A 14817-nucleotide genomic window follows, 5' to 3' on the forward strand; every position below is an offset into this window, starting at 1 on the left:
CTGAAATGCCGCATTCAAAGGCCTGACAGAAGACCGCACTCGATCACAAACCCACCGGATCAGAAACTTCTTGCCTCACGGGCGGCAACCACAGAAAACAGGGGTTGGCCCGATTGCGCTTCCATGCGCTGCACGAGGCGGCTGAGTGAAGGTTGCGCGAGGTGGACATGCGCCGCCGCCCGCCCAAGACTGCCTGTTTCGGCAACCGCGACAAAGCACTGCATTTCGCGTTCGGAAAAAGTCATGCATAAAGTGTATGACTTTTGATAAAATATGCAATTGCGTTGATGCTCCGTCATGCCATCCATGCGGCCAGTAAAATGCCAATGACGCCCGATCAACCCGGCAGTATGGTGCTTTGGGGAGAGAAACATGGCACTCACTGACTATATCGATGACCGTCCGACTGACGGCGTGTTTCGCGTAAACCCGGCGATCTTCACCGATCAGTCTGTCTTCGATGCCGAGATCAAGGCGATTTTCGAAGGCGGCTGGGTTTTTCTGGGCCTCTCGTCACAGGCCGAACAGCCGCATGATTATTTCACCACCCAGATCGGTCGCTTTCCGGTGTTGGTCCAGCGCGATGGGCAAGGAGAACTTGGCGCTTTCATCAATGCGTGCCCGCACAAGGGCGCGCGATTGGCCCAGCTTCGCCAAGGTCACGCGCCGCTACATGTTTGCCCCTATCACAGCTGGAGCTTTGATAGTGCGGGCCGAAACAAGGCCATCAAGAGCAAGCGGGCCGGTTGCTATTCAGCCGCTTTCGATCAGGATGACCACGGTCTGGCTCGCCTGCCGCACTTTGGGCAATACCGCGACTTTCTGTTTGGCAGCCTGACTGCGGATGTGCCCCCGCTGGCCGAATATCTGGGCGGGGCGGTCCAATTGCTCGATCTGGTGGCCGATCAGGGTGAAGCGGGGATGGAACTGGTGCCCGGACAAGTCACCTTCACCTATGCCGCCAACTGGAAACTGCAGCTGGAAAACTGCTCCGATGCCTATCATTTCACCTCCACCCACCCATCCTATATCCGCGTGCTGGAGCGGCGCCAGCAGACCTTCAGCCAAGACGTGGTCGCCTCGGTCTGGGAAAACAGCGATTATTGGAAGGATGATGCCACCGGCATCGGCGGGGGCAGCTTCAGCTTCGCCAACGGGCACGTGTTGAATTGGGGCGTATTCGGGGTGACGCCAGCCTCGCCGCTGTTTGAACAGGCCGGTCCGCTCGCCGAGCGCCATGGCGAGGCAAAGCGCGACTGGATGTTCAACATGCGCAACCTCACCATCTTTCCCAATCTGCAAATCGCGGAAAACGCATCGAGCCAATTGCGCATAATCCGCCCCCTGGCCCCCAACCTGACCGAAATGAGAACATGGTGTCTGGCCCCCAAGGGCGAAAGCGCCGCCGCTCGCCGCCAGCGCATCCGGCAATATGAAGATTTCTTCAACCCGACCGGCATGGCAACGCCAGATGACACTGTGTCCTACGAAAACTGTCAAATGGGCTACGGTGGAGGCATGTCGAGATGGCTCCAAGGCTATGCGCGCGGCATGACCGCCAGCATCGCGGGGGGCAATCGGTTTGGCGATCTCATCGGCCTAGGGCCAGAGCGCAGCGTGCTGGCCGATCCCCAGCTTTGTGACGAGACGCTTTATCACAGCTATTACCGCGCATGGGCAAACCGCATCGCGCAGGAGTTGCAGGCATGACCACGACCATCACGCTCGACGCGGCACAAGACCTGCTCCACCGCGAGGCCCATCTGCTCGATACGTGGCAGTTTGACGCTTGGCTCGATCTCTATCTGCCGGATGCCGAATTCTGGATGCCCGCCTGGCGCGACGAAGTCTCGACCACGCAAGACCCGGACCGTGAACTCTCCCTGATCTACTACAGGGGACGGCGTAATCTGGAAGACCGGGTGATGCGCCTGACCTCAGGCCATTCCACCGCCTCTTGGCCGCCTGCACGGGTTCTGCACCTGATCAGCAATGTGCGCATAGCCCGCAGCGAGGGACAGATTGCCGATGTCTGTTCAGCCTTCGTATGCCACCGTCATGACACGCGGATGAACCGCACCGATTACGTGTTTGGCCGGTATGAGCATCGGTTGAGCTTTGAGAATGGCAACATCCGCATCGCCCGAAAGAAGATCATCCTGTTGAACGATGTCATCGCGACATCATCGGACATCTATTCGGTTTGATCCATCTGCCAAAGTCGACCAAAGCGCGGGGGCCGCCGTTCATAATTTCGCGGACAGTTCCTTCAGAATTGCCAGAACTATATCCCGATACTCCGGCCCCACGATGTCATCGATCCTGGCGTTGTGCGCATTGGCCTTGGCACCCAGCTCGGCCAGCAGCGCCTCGCCCGCAGCGGTCAGTGCCAGACGGAAGTTGCGCCTGTTCATTTCGTCGCGTTCGCGCAGCACCAGATCGGCCTTGCCCAATTCGCGCAAGGATGCCGTCAGCGTCGATTTGTCGCGCCCGCTGGCCGCGCTCAGTTCGGTCTGGTTGATGCCGGGGTTGTCATGGATGATGCGCAACAGCGCATACCCGCCCGGCCAGATATGAATTTCGCCCAAGCTGCGCGAATAGGCGGCAAACGAGGCCTTCCTGTGCCCGGCGCAAATGATAGGCGATGACGTCATTGAACCCGCGCGTCCAGTTGGGCGCTTCGACCGAAGCGGACGCGCCGCTACGCCGCTTCTTAGCGGCCATGGACCGCCCCTTGCCCCCGGCCAGCGCCAAGCATGTGATCAACCTGATAACGGCGGCATAGGGGCATCAAGGGTTCCAGATCAGCGAAAAGCCCGGATCGGTTGCTCAGGCAACCAGTTGAAAGCAAGCGGCGAACAATCAGCGGCGGGGCACATGCCTTGTCAACAGGCTCAGGCAGAGCACCACCACCGCCATCCCAACGCCAATCGCTCCATGAAAACCGGGCAGGCCCAACCGGCCTATCACCATCGCGCCCAGCAGCGCGCTGGCCATGGCGCCCAGCCGCCCGATGCCGGTGGCCAGCCCCACGCCGCGCGCGCGCAAGGCGGCAGGATAGACGTTTGCCGCCAGTGCATAGAGGCTGGTTTGCACCCCATTCACACAGCCGCCTTCCAACGCAATCAGGGCAAAAAGGCCCGCCGGCGGCAGCGCTGTATGCGCCAGCATCGCCAGCAAGGCCGCCACGCCCACCGCCAACAGCGCCATCCCCCCCATCACTCGAAGCGAGCCATAGCGTCCCATCAGGGCGCCACAAACCAGCGCCGTGATAACGCCGCCCATATTGAAGGCCGCCAACCCCTGCGCGGCCTGAGCCACGTCGAGCCCGTTTTCGGCCAGCAGTGTGGGCAGCCAGTTGAACGCCGCATAAACCGAGATCAGTGAGAAGAAGAAAGCGGTCCACAGCAGAAGGCTGTCTGCCCGCCATCCGGGCGCCAAGACGGTGGAGAGCGGCATTGAGCGCTCCTCTCCCGTACCGGTGGAAGGCGGGAGCAAGCTGGCTCCATCATCCAGCCCCATACGGCGCAGGCTGCGCGCGATCTGAACCGAATCTGCCCCGCGCGCGATCAAAAAGGTCAACGATTCCGGCAAGATCAGCGCCAAGACTACCGCCAGCGCCAGCGTGCAGCCCCCCGCCAGCACAAACAAGGCCTGCCAGCCCATCACGGGCAATACCGCCGCGGCCGCCATGCCGCCCACCACGCCGCCCAACGGCACGCAGACGATCGAGAGAATGACCGCAAGGCTGCGATAGCGCGTAGGCGTGAATTCCGCCGCCAAGGCCGCCACATTGGGGAAAGCCGCCCCCAGCCCAAGACCCGCAGCAAAGCGCAAGCCTGCCAGTTGCATCGGCGTATGGACAAACCCGATCAGCAAGGTGCCGACACCAAACAGCACGACGCTGGCGACCAGAGCCAGCTTGCGGCCGAACCTGTCGCCCACCATGCCGCCGCTGATCGCACCGATCAGCATACCGAACTGCGCGGCCGCCAGCGCCCCGCCCAGCGCCGCCTTGGCGACCCCCCAGTCCTTCATCAGCACAGGCAAGGCAAAGCCAAGCGATTGGTTATCAAACCCATCCAGCAGGATGGCCAGCGACACCAGCGCCAGCAGCAGCTTTTGCCGCAGGCCCCAAGAGCGCTCATCGATCAAAGTGGCAACAGCCGATGGTTCCTCTGCAAACGCCATTAGCCCAACCTCGCCTCAACAACCACGGTTCGATGCTCATTCGTCAACACGGCGAAAGCTTGGCTCAACACCGCATCAAGATCGCTGTCGTGGTCAACCACAAAGGTCGCCGCGCCGCCTGACGCAGCCGCGATCGCGCCATAATCGGGCGCCGGCGAAAAGCTGAGGTCAAGGTCATTGGCCTTGCTGGCATAGCCGTCGGGATGAACGGCCAAAGCGGAATGGCGCGGCGCGTTCCAGCCCAGCGAACCGCCGCCGCTGGCAAACATGCTGCCGGCGCGGGCGGTGGCCAGATGGTCGAACACCGGCCGATAGTTGGTGATCCCCTCGTCCATCACGATGGTCTGATCATCAAACTGGCCGCGCAAAGCCGCAATCGGGCAGGCAGTGGTCAAACCCGGGCCCTGCGTTTCTTCCTGCGCCACGCGGGCGCGGCGTGCGGCGCCGCGTGCGGCGTAGTGACCAGTCTTTTCCGCCAGCGCATCGGCATCGGGCGCCAGCGCGGCCAGCGCCTCGCCAATCGCCTGCAAGGCCTGAGCGGCATCGGCACGAAAACTGCGATGCGGCTCGATATACCACAATGGCATCTGCTCCTTCAGCGGGTCGTTGGCGATGTCATAGATCTCTGCGCTGTCTGACGGCTTGCTCTTGATCGGTATCCACGGCACGTCGCTGTCCACCACCAGCACCAGATCGGCGGCGGCAAGGTCTGCGTTTTGCTCAGGATTGTTCCAGTAATTGCCAAGATAAAACAGGCTGTCATGCGGCAGGTCGACGTAGCTGGGCACCGATTCCACCACGCCCAAGCCCGCTTGCGTACAAAGCACTTCCAGGGCCGCGACCGCCGCCGTGTTGCGCCCCCAATAGGAGGTGACGATCAGCGGTCGCTTGGCCGCAGCCAATCGTTCGGCCAGAAAACGTACATCCTGCGCTGCAAGCGCGGGCGGCGTCACCGGCTGCCAGCGATGTATATCGACGCTCACCGGCTCGCAAGGCGCTTCGAGCACTTCGCGCGGGGCCATCAGATAGACCGGGCCCTTGGGGTCCGACTTGGCGTATTGCATGGCGCGGTGCACCACTTGCTTCACGTTGGCGCCGGTGCGGATTTCATTGTCATAGCGCATATAGCCGCGCACCAGTCCTCGCTGGTCATGCACGTACTGAATCCGCTGGATGAATTCATTGCGGCTGCCCAACATCTCGCCTTGCTGCGTAAAAGGCGAGGAGCCTGCGAAGATCAGCACGGGAAGCGCGCCATGGCGGCATTGTGCACCACGCACGCCAGCGCCTGTGTGCCGCATTCAACGTGGATGATCACCGCCTGCGGCTGGCTTCTGATCTGGGTGTGGCCATGGGCGATGGTCAGCGCCACCATCTCGTTGGGGCAGGTGATCATGGTGGGCACCGGGCGCCCGTTGGCTCGCGCTTCTGCGATTGCCTCGACCAGTCCGGGATGGTCGCTGCCCAGATTGACGAAAGCGTGGGTGATGGCTTGCTCGACAAGGGCTTCGAGAAAGGCGGTGGCGGTGTTATACATCAAGAACTCCGGACGACGTGGTCGAGGCTGCGCAACAGCGCGGTGCAATGGGCAAGGGCAGGCGATGCCACGCCATGGCGATCGGCCGCAGCCAGCAAGCCGCCTTGAATGGCATCAACTTCGGTAGGACGGCTTGCCTCGACATCCTGAAGCATTGAGGGCTTGTGAGCGCGGTGGTTAGCCATGGCGAATTCAACGGATTGGCGCACCCTGTCACCATCGACAGCCACACCATTGGCTAGCGCGGTGGCGATCCCTTCCTCCACCACCTGCGATGCGAGATCGCGGGCGGGGAGGAAGTCGCCGACCTGCCCAACCGTCATCCGCGTCAGGGCGCAGATGCCGTTGAGAGCGGCGTTGAAAATCACCTTTTCCCAGATGGCAACGGTGACCGATGGCTCAGCCATCGCGCCAAGGTCGGCTTGGGCCAATGCCTCCGCAATGGTGTGGATCACCGGGATATCCTCACCGATGAGGCTCCACAGCTTGACCATGCCGTGGCCCGCCACATGGATGCGGCCATGACCGAGCAGATCGGCGGGCCAGTTGGTGATGCCCACCAGCACCCGGTCGCTCCCTACCACGCTGGCAATCGCCGCATCATTGCCAAGGCCATTTTGCAGCGTCAGCACCATGCCATCGGGCCGCAAAGCTCCCGCATTCTGCGCCATGGCGGCGGCGGTATGTTGGGCCTTGGTGAACAGGATCAGCAGGTCGGCCTCGCCCTGCACCACGCCGGGCAAGGCTGCCTCGCAGAGGGCGGGGCTGTCGTTTTCCCACACCCCATCGACGGCAATGGCGGCAACGCGGGCCGGATCGGTGTCCACAAACACCACCTGATGCCCGGCCCGTGCAAGACGCCCTCCAAACAGGGTGCCCATCGCCCCTGCACCCACAACCACGACCTTCATGCCGTTGCCTTTCGGGTCAGAACTGTCACAAGCCACTGGCCCACTGGCATGGCATGTCTTGACGGACCACGTTGATCTCAAGGATAAATGTTTTGTGCGTGCAGTTGGACTGCGATATCTTGGTATACTGGCCGCTGAATGAGGTGCCCTTGATCGCGGATTTGGCCTCACACGTCGCGCCAATATGCTGCGTCGGGATCGGGGAGTGGACTTCAAGATGCTTGAGGTTGGGGATTATTTCCAGGCCGCACCTCTCTCCGCAAAGTCCCCTCAGGCTCGCCTTCGCGCCAATTTTCTTAAGTGAGCGCATGCATTTGAGGCAGAGCCATTGCAGCAAACCAAGTGCCGTCACCATATGCAATGCACCTTGAAAACTAACGGCCGCTATCGATTTGACTGGCATGAGTTTGACTGTGTTGTGGGCAGCACCACGTGGAGCGATCGTTATCAGGCCCCGCAATGTAGAAGCGCCTTCCACATCCGTTACATTGCGTTGAGCCGAACCAACACAAGCCATGGCTCATTCACACCCATCGCAGACAGATTCATCGAGATTTGCCACCATCCCTGCAAGCCTCATTTCCCCAAACTCCTTATCGCCGGCGCTATTATAGCCTTAGCCCATCAATACGGCATTTTTGTTTTATAGCAAACTATTTTTATGTCTGTCGCCGAAACATTTGGCGCAAAATGGGCAGCACTGTAACGGAGAGCAGGCCTCGTCTGGGGTTGTCTTTCAGGCGGCGAGTTTGCGGTGCTGCAAGCGCCGATGTTCGATGGTCTGCTTCTTGCTGGCGGCGCGTTGGGCGTGGACCTGCCGATCGCGGCCGAAGTAGACATCGGCGGGCGTCCATTACCCCCGCACAGGATGCGGAAGCGCAGACCGCAGATCAGGCTGTCGGAGACGAAGTCGAACGATCACCGCTGGCTCGCCCATCTGGCAGCACCATCGACCTGCACGTACCCAGCGCCAGCTTGCGGCCGCCAAGACGTCGCACGCGCAATCCTCCCTCGCGGTAGATGCGCAGCAGTTTCTTGTGATTGGGCGTCATGCCCCTTCGCGCCAGCAGATAGCCCAGACGGCGACAACCGAACCGGCGACGTTCAGCCGCCAGTTCGCGCAACCGCTGTCTCAAGGGCCCATCGTCCGGTCTGGTGGAGCGATACCGAACCACTCTGCGGCTCACACCGCCCAGTTGGCACACCCGACGCTCGCTTAACCCGTGATGCTCACAGGCAGGGGCGACGGACTTCTGAAGTGATGCGATGGCTGGGCGAGACGGGGAGGTTCGCCTTATCGGCGTTATCCCCAACGAACCTGACGCGATTGCCAAATTGGCTCGGAAGCTGACGGGTCGCCATAATCGGATGGAATTTGTGTACGAGGCTGGCCCATGCGGGTACGGCGTATATCGCCAACTTGCGGATCTGGGTTTCGACTGTCGGATTGTTGCTCCCAGCCATACTCCCGTTCGTCCGGGCAATCGCCAAAAGAACGATACGCGTGACGCGATGATGCTTGCCCGTCTTCTTCGGGCTGGCGAACTGACGTACGTTTGGGTGCCCGACCCCACTCATGAGGCCATGCGCGACCTGGTTAGAGCTCGGCATTTAGCATCTCATGATGCCCGGAAGGCCCGTGCCCAGATTCAGATGTTTTTACTCAAACATGGCCTGCGTTACAAAGGGAAGCCGTGGTCCTGTCGCCACAGATCTTGGCTTGCAGATCGGCGTTTTGAGCACAGGGGCCAGCAAATCGCATTCCAGAGCTATCTGAATCGCCTTGCCCAGGCTGACTCACGCAAAAAAGAACTGGAAGATCAAATCGCGGCCATCATACCTGACTGGTCTCTGGGACCTGTGGTCCCTGCATTGCAGGGACTAAAGGGGGTCGGGATGGTTATCGCGGCGACTATCGTGGCGGAGGTCGGTGAGTTCTCCCGCTTTGCCAGCCCGCGCAAACTCATGGCGTATCTGGGGCTGGTTCCCGGCGAGCACTCTAGCGGTGGCTCCATTCGGCCCCGCGGAATCACAAAGGCAGGCAACACGGATATGCGGGCGCTGCTGTTCGAAGCCGCTCGGTGCTACCGAACGACGCCAAAGGTCGGCCAGTTCATGGAAAAGCAAAAGACAGACGTGCCGCAAGAAGCCAAAGACATAGCATGGAAAGCCCAGCTTCGCCTCAACTGCCGGTATCGAAAGCTGGTCGGCCGCGGGAAGAAGAGCAACCTCGCGGTCACAGCTGTCGCCCGAGAGCTCGTCGGCTTCATCTGGGATCTTGCGCGCCGGTACGAGCCGGCGCCGGGAGCGGCGCCCGCCTGAAAACGGGTGCATGCCGCCTTCGGCAGAGGAAGATGGTAAGGGAGCGGTGAAGGAGTCCTCGGGCAAGAATTTGGACGGGCTACTCCCATGTCCGCAGCCAGAACGAGGCAGCCTCGATAGCGTAAAGGTCGAGCAGCGCCGTGGTGAGCGGCATCGGGCTGGTCTGATGGTTCTCGAATATCTTGCGCCGGAAATGCGCCTTATGTCGAACTCGACATAAGGCGCATTTCCGGCGCAAGTTTACCGATATCCTGGCCAAGAACCCGTCGCCGGTCGCGGCAGAGGCCGTCGTGAGGATCGGCGAGTTGTTTGCGATCGAGCGCGACATCAAGGGCGCGCCACCGGACGAACGGCGGGGGGGGGGGGGGCGCCAGCAACTGGCCGCCCCGAAGCTGACTGCCTTGCGGCCATGGCTCGAAGCACAGATGCGCGGGTTGTCGTCAGACAGCGCGCTGGCGAAGGCATGCCGCTATCCGCTCAATCGTTGGGTGGCGATGACCCGCTATTGCGACAATGGCCTGCTCGAGATCTGCAACAACCTTGTCGAGAATGCCCTGCGTGGTGTTGCCCTCGGCCGCCGCAACTGGATGTTCGTGGGCTCGACCAAGGGCGGAGACGCCTCGGCGCTGTTCTATTCCCTCGTCGAGACCTGTCGCCTTAACGGTGTGGAGCCCGAGGCCTGGTTCACCGACGTCATCGCGCGTATCGGCAATCATCCCATCAACCGGATCGACGAATTGCTCCCTTGTTGGGGTGGACGGCTCCCAACGGCATCGCAATGTGCCAGAGTGAGTGCGTTGCAAGACTCAATCGAGGGAGCCGCCCGTGGAGCAAATTACCCGCATAGGCATGGATACATCAAAGAACGTTTTTCAACTGCATGGCGTCGATGCAGCGGATGCAGAAGCTCTCTGCGAAGCGGTAAGCCGCCCAACAATGCGCTTCGTTCCCGTCAAGACTGCAGAACAACAGGCGACGCTCATGTTGGTCGGGGTGCGCGAAAGGCTCATCCAGAAGGGCACCCAGCTCGTCAACGCTATACGAGGGTATGGCGCGGAGTTCGGCATCACCGCAGCGACGGATGCATGTCGCGTCGTACCGCTTCTTGACCGCATTGCGGCAGATGAAGCGATACCCGAATTGGCGCGCGAACTTTTTGCGCTGCAGGCAAAGGAATACGCGCAGCTCCAGCGCGAGATCGAACGGATCGACGCGAAGCTGATGGAATGGCACCGCAACGACGAATGCAGTCAGCGACTGGCCAAAATTCCCGGCGTTGGGCCTATCGGCGCGACCTTGCTCATGATGAAAACGCCCGATCCGCATCTATTCTAATCCGGTCGGGATTTTGCGGCATGGATGGGCCTCACTCCCAAAGATCACTCGACCGCCGGCAAGACAAGACACGGCGTTATCACGCGCGCTGGTGACGAGCTTCTCAGAAGCACGCTCGTGGTCGGAGCCACCGCAGTCGTTCAGCACGCCCGCAATGGGCGAGGCAGGAATCTCACACCATGGCTTATCGGCTTGATTGCACGAAAATCGCCTAAGCTCGTTGCGGTTGCCGTTGCTAACAAAGCCGCACGTGTCGCGTGGAAACTCATGGTGAGCGGCGAGCGATACCAGTGCGTCGCGTCGCCCGCGCTAACTGCGGTAGCAGCATAAGAATTAGCCAGGGACGATGAGCAAAATATCAATGCTATCGTACTGAGCTGATCCGTGATCTTGCATGAAGAGAGCAGATGGTGCGATCGATCGATCCGAGGCGTGTGACACTCCGTCAGTTCCAGTGGCCATCACAGGCCGCTGCCTTGTTGGGAACACACACCGCGGAAACCATCTTGGCCAGCGGTCACGTGCGACCGCACCGAAAGGCCGGACATATGGAAGCAAGCGATCCGATCAAATTTTCCGTTCAGCCCTTGCAAGAGGGAGCCGTCCACATATGGAACTGGCAGGCGGCAAACGGGATCCAGAACCTGGAGCAGGCCGCTTGAGCAACGCCTTCGTCGCACGGATGACGATCACGCTGGATGATGTGACGCCGGTGGTGAGCCGCGTCATCGAAGTGCCGTTGGGCATCCGCCTCGACCGGCTGCACAGCGTCTTCCAGGCAGCGCTGGCGTGGACGGACAGCCACCTGTGGAAATTGACCTTTGGCCATACGGGCTTCGGGATCCCCGATCCGTCTTACGGCTTTGACGGCCCGCTTAATGCCCACAAAACGACCTTGGCTCAGGCACTCGAGGGCATGCGAGGCAAGACCTTCCGTTACCTCTATGACTTTGGCGATACGTGGGAGCACAGCGTCAAGATCCAGGGCATCGCCCCTGCCGATCCCCATGGCAGCTATCCGCGTTTGATCGCCGCCACGGGCATGCGGCCACCAGAGGATTCAGGCGGTCCCTGGGGTTACGCCGAGAAGCTGGAAGCGCTTGCAGATCCGGCCCATGAGCATCACGAAGAGGTTCTCGATGCCCTGGGCGACGACCATGATCCAAATGCTAAGCCCAACATCGATATGATCCACGACAGCTTTGCGGCACTGGCAAAGAAATGGGCGCCTCGCACACGAAAGGCCAAAAAGGCCACGTCAACGCCGCATTCCATCGGCGCTTACCGTTGATCGGTGGACGCCTCGCTGCAATTGCTTGCGCGTCAGTTCGGCGAACCAGCGTTCGACCTGATTGATCCAGGATGCCGATGTCGGCGTGAAGTGCACGTGCCAGTGCGGACGACGCGCGAGTCAGGCCTTGATCCGGGGCGTCTTGTGGGTGGCATAGTTGTCCATCACGAGGTGGACCTCGGGACCTTCGGGCATTGCCGCATCGATCTGCTTGAGAAAGTCGAGGAACTCGGTCGCGTGATGCCGCTTGTAACATTTTTCGATCACGGCACCCGTGGCAATGTCGAGCGCGGCGAACAGCGATGTCGTGCCGTTGCGGATGTAGGTATGGGTGCGCCGCTCCGGGACGCCAAGCGCCATGGGCAGCAGCGGCTGTTCGCGATCAAGCGCCTGGATCTGCGATTTCTCGTCCACGCACAGTACCACCGCACGGTTCGGAGGCGACAGGTAAAGACCGACAATGTCCTGCACCTTGTCGACGAACAGCGGATCGCTCGACAGCTTGAACGTCTCCGACCGATGTGGCTGCAGGCCGAATGCGCCCCAAATCCGACGGATTGTTGTGTGCGACAGCGCGGCCTCGGCCGCCATCGACCGGATCGACCAGTGCGTGGTATTCTTGGGCGTGGTGTTCAGCGTGCGCTCAATCAATTGCGCCACTTGCTGACCGTGTGTTCGTGAACCACGAGTGACTCGGCAACCTCCTTGCTTTGCAACCCGTCCGCGCACAGCAGGATCATCCGGCAGCGGTCTGATAACAGCGCGGGGCTTTGTGACGCCGCACCTGCGTTTCAAGGAACGCACGATCGCCTGCACTCAACGCCAACACATCCGCCGGACGACCAACCATCCATGCCTCCTGCTACCACCAGAAAGCATATGCAATGTAGCTTGCTTCAGTTCCAGGTGACTAGCTTCAGGACCTGTCATTGCAGAGCTTGACCGTGCCAATCCTTGGAATGGAGGTGAAGTGCAGCAGCACCGTATCCAACCTCCTGCGCAGACGATCAGGCGAAGTCTACGCCTCCTTGCGTTTCATGCTCCAAAACATGGCTGACGAATTGCAGTGCGGTGCTCAATTCAGCCCGGCTTAGGACACCGCCGAGTGAGATTCGCACCGCTTCGACCGGCATATCGGCAACGGTGAAGGCATCGCTGACAACTACACTCAGATCCGAGGTCCGCATCCGCGCGGCGAAAGCTGAGCGTTGCCATGGTTCAGGCAAAGCCATCCATAGATGGAAGCCTTCCCGATTGGTAACATATGTGCCGGCGGGAAGAATCTCAGCAACGAGCTTCTGCCTTGCCGCACATTCCCTGCGTAAGGCATGAACTACTTGCCACGCCGTCCCGTCCTCGATCCACTGGGTCGAAAGCGCGGTGGTCAACGGCGAGGCCATGACGGCGGCGGTGCGCAGGATCGCGCTGACCGGCCAGAGCTGGCGCTGATCGGGCGCGACCAGATGGGCGATGCGCAACCCCGCCCCGATGCATTTCGACAAACTGGCCACATACCACGTGATATCAGGCGCCAGCTTGGCAAAAGCGGGCGGCGGGCGCAGCAAAAGCGAACTATAGGCATCGTCCTCGATGATCGTCACATGATGGCGCCGCGCCACCTCGATTATGGCCAGACGGCGCTCCTGCCCACAGGTCGAGGTGGTGGGGTTGAGCAGGGTGGGGTTGAGATAAAGCACCCGCGCGCTGCGCATCCGGCAGGCTTCCTCGAAAGCGTCCGGCTCGATCCCCTCATCGTCTATCGGCAGGCCGATCAGCTGCAGCCCCAGCCGCCCCGCCACCGCCTTGATGCCGGGATAGGTCAGCGCCTCGCACATCAGCCCATCACCCGGCTGGGTCAGCGTCTGGAGGATCGCCTGAAAGGCCAGATGCGTGCCGGGACAGATCACCAGTCTTTCCGGCGGGATCGTTAATCCGCGCTCCGCCAGAAAATGCCCGGCGACCTCGCGCTGAACATAGGTGCCACCAAAGGCCTGATAACGCAGCAGAGTGGGCAGATCGCGGGAAATCTTGACGAACCCGGCCTGCATTCGGTCCACCAGAGCGCGATCCTCAGGCTCCGGCGCAAGGTTCATGGTCAGGTCGGCCACCGAGGGGCGCTGGGCCGGACGCAACCTGCGGGGCTGACCAGCCACGAAAGTGCCCTGCCCAGTGCGCGATTCGATCAGGCCGCGCTTCTGCGCCTCGACATAGCCGCGCGCGACGGTGGTGAAATTGATCCCCAGCCTTTTGGCCAGATCGCGCTGGGGCGGCAGGCGATCAGACACGCGCAGGCGCCCCTCCTGCATGTCATGGGCGATGGCATCGGCAATGGCCTTGTAATGCGGTTTGCCAAAGCGTTCGAGATCGGGCGTCCAGGAATCGGGCATGGTCCCTCCTTGGGTGGAGACCCCTCATAACTTGCAGTCAAAATGCAGTCAATCCGCGAATCACGGACGATCGATGATTTCGCAACATATGCCCCATATTTATGCAGCCAGCTGTAGCGGGTGCCTATAAATTCAGCATTTTTCAACGAATTCGTCCTCTCATTCGCGATTTTATATTTCCACCAATTTCCATTCACCGCCCAAATAGAACTCTTTGCCGCGCAACAAAAGCGATATTGAATGCATTTTATGACTGCATTCACTTCGGCCAATTGACTGTAAAACTTCCTTTCGACAGCCTGTATCCATCCCGAACGGGACCCCGAAACAGAATCTGGAGAAAGACCATGCCCACCGTCACTGTCGCCCCCAACCAAAAGGGTGATTTCCTTGTCGATTACGAGGAGAAGGTCTTTGAGGACGTCAAGGCCGAGCCCGGTGAAAAGGCGCTGGTTACCTTCCACACCGTCGCGTTTGAAGGATCGGTCGGCCTTGTGAACCTGCTTCAGGCCACCCGCCTGCAGCGCAAAGGTTTCGAAACCAGCGTGCTGCTCTATGGCCCGGGCGTCACGCTGGGTATCCAGCGCGGCTTTCCCAAGCTGGGCGATGAAGCGTTTCCCGGCCATCTGGCCATAAACAACCAGATCGAAAAATTCATGAAGGAAGGCGGCAAGGTCTATGCCTGCCGCTTTAGCCTTCAGGCGCTCTATGGCCACGGCGAAGGCGCGCTGATCCCCGGCATCCGCCCCATCGCGCCGCAGGACGTGCTGGACCTCATCCTGCTCCACCGCCGCGACAACGCCTTCATCCTCGACACCTGGACGCTTTAAGGGAGATCGGGTC

Annotated in this window: 15 protein-coding genes and 4 pseudogenes; 7 read left to right on the plus strand and 12 right to left on the minus strand. The window is 60.7% G+C overall.

The features are described 5' to 3' along the window. Positions 1–59: 59 nt before the first annotated feature. Complete coding sequence (locus FHW92_RS18280) at positions 60–245, minus strand: LysR family transcriptional regulator (protein WP_168604730.1); 186 nt, start codon at positions 243–245, stop codon at positions 60–62. A 127-nt stretch (positions 246–372) separates the two neighbouring features. Between FHW92_RS18280 and FHW92_RS18285 the strand changes: the two genes are divergently transcribed. Both FHW92_RS18285 and FHW92_RS18290 read left to right on the plus strand, forming a co-directional pair. Continuing rightward, positions 373–1710 carry an aromatic ring-hydroxylating dioxygenase subunit alpha gene (locus FHW92_RS18285; protein WP_168604731.1) on the plus strand — a complete coding sequence of 446 codons (1338 nt, stop codon included), beginning with the start codon at positions 373–375 and terminating at the stop codon, positions 1708–1710. Next, entirely contained in the window at positions 1707–2207 is a 501-nt protein-coding gene (locus FHW92_RS18290) for an aromatic-ring-hydroxylating dioxygenase subunit beta (RefSeq protein WP_168604732.1), read from the plus strand. The genes FHW92_RS18285 and FHW92_RS18290 overlap by 4 nt, the downstream gene beginning before the upstream one ends. Before the next feature lie 39 nt (positions 2208–2246). Here FHW92_RS18290 and FHW92_RS18295 read toward each other — a convergent pair whose 3' ends face one another. Next, positions 2247–2588, minus strand: a complete 342-nt coding sequence (locus FHW92_RS18295; protein ID WP_168604733.1) for a MarR family transcriptional regulator — start codon at positions 2586–2588, stop codon at positions 2247–2249. 56 nt (positions 2589–2644) lie between these two features. Here FHW92_RS18295 and FHW92_RS18300 point away from each other — a divergent pair, with 56 nt between their 5' ends. Further along, positions 2645–2785, plus strand: a complete 141-nt coding sequence (locus FHW92_RS18300; RefSeq protein WP_168604734.1) for a hypothetical protein — start codon at positions 2645–2647, stop codon at positions 2783–2785. Between the two features lie 77 nt (positions 2786–2862). On the opposite strand, the gene FHW92_RS18305 is transcribed toward FHW92_RS18300, so the two are convergent. The 7 genes and pseudogenes from FHW92_RS18305 to FHW92_RS18330 form a co-directional block, all read right to left on the minus strand. Then, positions 2863–4191: an MFS transporter gene (locus FHW92_RS18305; protein WP_168604735.1), complete on the minus strand. Its 1329-nt coding sequence runs from the start codon at positions 4189–4191 to the stop codon at positions 2863–2865. Beyond that, positions 4191–5435 (minus strand): acetolactate synthase, encoded by a 1245-nt coding sequence (locus FHW92_RS18310; RefSeq protein WP_349237708.1) that lies wholly within the window; start codon positions 5433–5435, stop codon positions 4191–4193. The genes FHW92_RS18305 and FHW92_RS18310 overlap by 1 nt, the downstream gene beginning before the upstream one ends. After that, positions 5429–5728: a thiamine pyrophosphate-binding protein gene (locus FHW92_RS25840; RefSeq protein ID WP_246870267.1), complete on the minus strand. Its 300-nt coding sequence runs from the start codon at positions 5726–5728 to the stop codon at positions 5429–5431. Before FHW92_RS25840 ends, FHW92_RS18310 begins: the two co-directional genes overlap by 7 nt. After that, positions 5728–6639: a 2-dehydropantoate 2-reductase gene (locus FHW92_RS18315; RefSeq protein WP_168604736.1), complete on the minus strand. Its 912-nt coding sequence runs from the start codon at positions 6637–6639 to the stop codon at positions 5728–5730. The genes FHW92_RS25840 and FHW92_RS18315 overlap by 1 nt, the downstream gene beginning before the upstream one ends. Positions 6640–6664: 25 nt before the next feature. Further along, positions 6665–6994 carry a hypothetical protein gene (locus FHW92_RS18320; RefSeq protein ID WP_210428586.1) on the minus strand — a complete coding sequence of 110 codons (330 nt, stop codon included), beginning with the start codon at positions 6992–6994 and terminating at the stop codon, positions 6665–6667. Positions 6995–7375: 381 nt separating this feature from the next. Beyond that, positions 7376–7489: pseudogene (locus tag FHW92_RS18325) on the minus strand (pyruvate, phosphate dikinase); the annotation flags it as partial. Between the two features lie 71 nt (positions 7490–7560). Next, positions 7561–7862 (minus strand): annotated as a pseudogene (locus FHW92_RS18330) (IS3 family transposase); the annotation flags it as partial. A 43-nt stretch (positions 7863–7905) separates the two neighbouring features. Between FHW92_RS18330 and FHW92_RS18335 the strand changes: the two are divergent. Further along, complete coding sequence (locus tag FHW92_RS18335; protein WP_168604739.1) at positions 7906–8961, plus strand: IS110 family transposase; 1056 nt, start codon at positions 7906–7908, stop codon at positions 8959–8961. A 79-nt stretch (positions 8962–9040) separates the two neighbouring features. Here FHW92_RS18335 and FHW92_RS25845 read toward each other — a convergent pair whose 3' ends face one another. After that, positions 9041–9289 (minus strand): hypothetical protein, encoded by a 249-nt coding sequence (locus FHW92_RS25845; protein WP_168604729.1) that lies wholly within the window; start codon positions 9287–9289, stop codon positions 9041–9043. Between the two features lie 497 nt (positions 9290–9786). On the opposite strand from FHW92_RS25845, the pseudogene FHW92_RS25850 reads away from it, so the two are divergent. Both FHW92_RS25850 and FHW92_RS18355 read left to right on the plus strand, forming a co-directional pair. Continuing rightward, positions 9787–10626 (plus strand): annotated as a pseudogene (locus FHW92_RS25850) (IS110 family transposase). 280 nt (positions 10627–10906) lie between these two features. Then, positions 10907–11587 carry a plasmid pRiA4b ORF-3 family protein gene (locus tag FHW92_RS18355; protein ID WP_246870268.1) on the plus strand — a complete coding sequence of 227 codons (681 nt, stop codon included), beginning with the start codon at positions 10907–10909 and terminating at the stop codon, positions 11585–11587. A 3-nt stretch (positions 11588–11590) separates the two neighbouring features. Here FHW92_RS18355 and FHW92_RS18360 read toward each other — a convergent pair. Then, positions 11591–12437: pseudogene (locus FHW92_RS18360) on the minus strand (IS630 family transposase); the annotation flags it as partial. Positions 12438–12594: 157 nt separating this feature from the next. Next, positions 12595–13974: a PLP-dependent aminotransferase family protein gene (locus tag FHW92_RS18365; RefSeq protein WP_168604740.1), complete on the minus strand. Its 1380-nt coding sequence runs from the start codon at positions 13972–13974 to the stop codon at positions 12595–12597. 347 nt (positions 13975–14321) lie between these two features. Here FHW92_RS18365 and FHW92_RS18370 point away from each other — a divergent pair, with 347 nt between their 5' ends. Then, on the plus strand, positions 14322–14804 hold the full coding sequence (locus tag FHW92_RS18370; protein ID WP_168604741.1) for an MSMEG_0572/Sll0783 family nitrogen starvation response protein: 483 nt from the start codon (positions 14322–14324) through the stop codon (positions 14802–14804). The last annotated feature ends 13 nt before the right edge of the window (positions 14805–14817 follow it).

The organism is Novosphingobium sp. SG707 (assembly GCF_012275515.1).
In the GTDB taxonomy this organism is placed as follows: Bacteria; Pseudomonadota; Alphaproteobacteria; order Sphingomonadales; family Sphingomonadaceae; genus Novosphingobium.

Bases quoted from the DNA above. Each gene is read 5' to 3' on its own strand.
- FHW92_RS18300 (WP_168604734.1), top strand. From the start codon at position 2,645: ATGACGTCATTGAACCCGCGCGTCCAGTTGGGCGCTTCGACCGAAGCG.
- FHW92_RS18365 (WP_168604740.1), bottom strand. From the start codon at position 13,974: ATGCCCGATTCCTGGACGCCCGATCTCGAACGCTTTGGCAAACCGCAT.
- FHW92_RS18320 (WP_210428586.1), bottom strand. From the start codon at position 6,994: ATGGTGACGGCACTTGGTTTGCTGCAATGGCTCTGCCTCAAATGCATG.
- FHW92_RS18335 (WP_168604739.1), top strand. From the start codon at position 7,906: ATGGCTGGGCGAGACGGGGAGGTTCGCCTTATCGGCGTTATCCCCAAC.
- FHW92_RS18285 (WP_168604731.1), top strand. From the start codon at position 373: ATGGCACTCACTGACTATATCGATGACCGTCCGACTGACGGCGTGTTT.
- FHW92_RS18305 (WP_168604735.1), bottom strand. From the start codon at position 4,191: ATGGCGTTTGCAGAGGAACCATCGGCTGTTGCCACTTTGATCGATGAG.
- FHW92_RS25840 (WP_246870267.1), bottom strand. From the start codon at position 5,728: ATGTATAACACCGCCACCGCCTTTCTCGAAGCCCTTGTCGAGCAAGCC.
- FHW92_RS18290 (WP_168604732.1), top strand. From the start codon at position 1,707: ATGACCACGACCATCACGCTCGACGCGGCACAAGACCTGCTCCACCGC.
- FHW92_RS18315 (WP_168604736.1), bottom strand. From the start codon at position 6,639: ATGAAGGTCGTGGTTGTGGGTGCAGGGGCGATGGGCACCCTGTTTGGA.
- FHW92_RS18370 (WP_168604741.1), top strand. From the start codon at position 14,322: ATGCCCACCGTCACTGTCGCCCCCAACCAAAAGGGTGATTTCCTTGTC.
- FHW92_RS18280 (WP_168604730.1), bottom strand. From the start codon at position 245: ATGACTTTTTCCGAACGCGAAATGCAGTGCTTTGTCGCGGTTGCCGAA.
- FHW92_RS25845 (WP_168604729.1), bottom strand. From the start codon at position 9,289: ATGTCGCGCTCGATCGCAAACAACTCGCCGATCCTCACGACGGCCTCT.
- FHW92_RS18355 (WP_246870268.1), top strand. From the start codon at position 10,907: ATGGAACTGGCAGGCGGCAAACGGGATCCAGAACCTGGAGCAGGCCGC.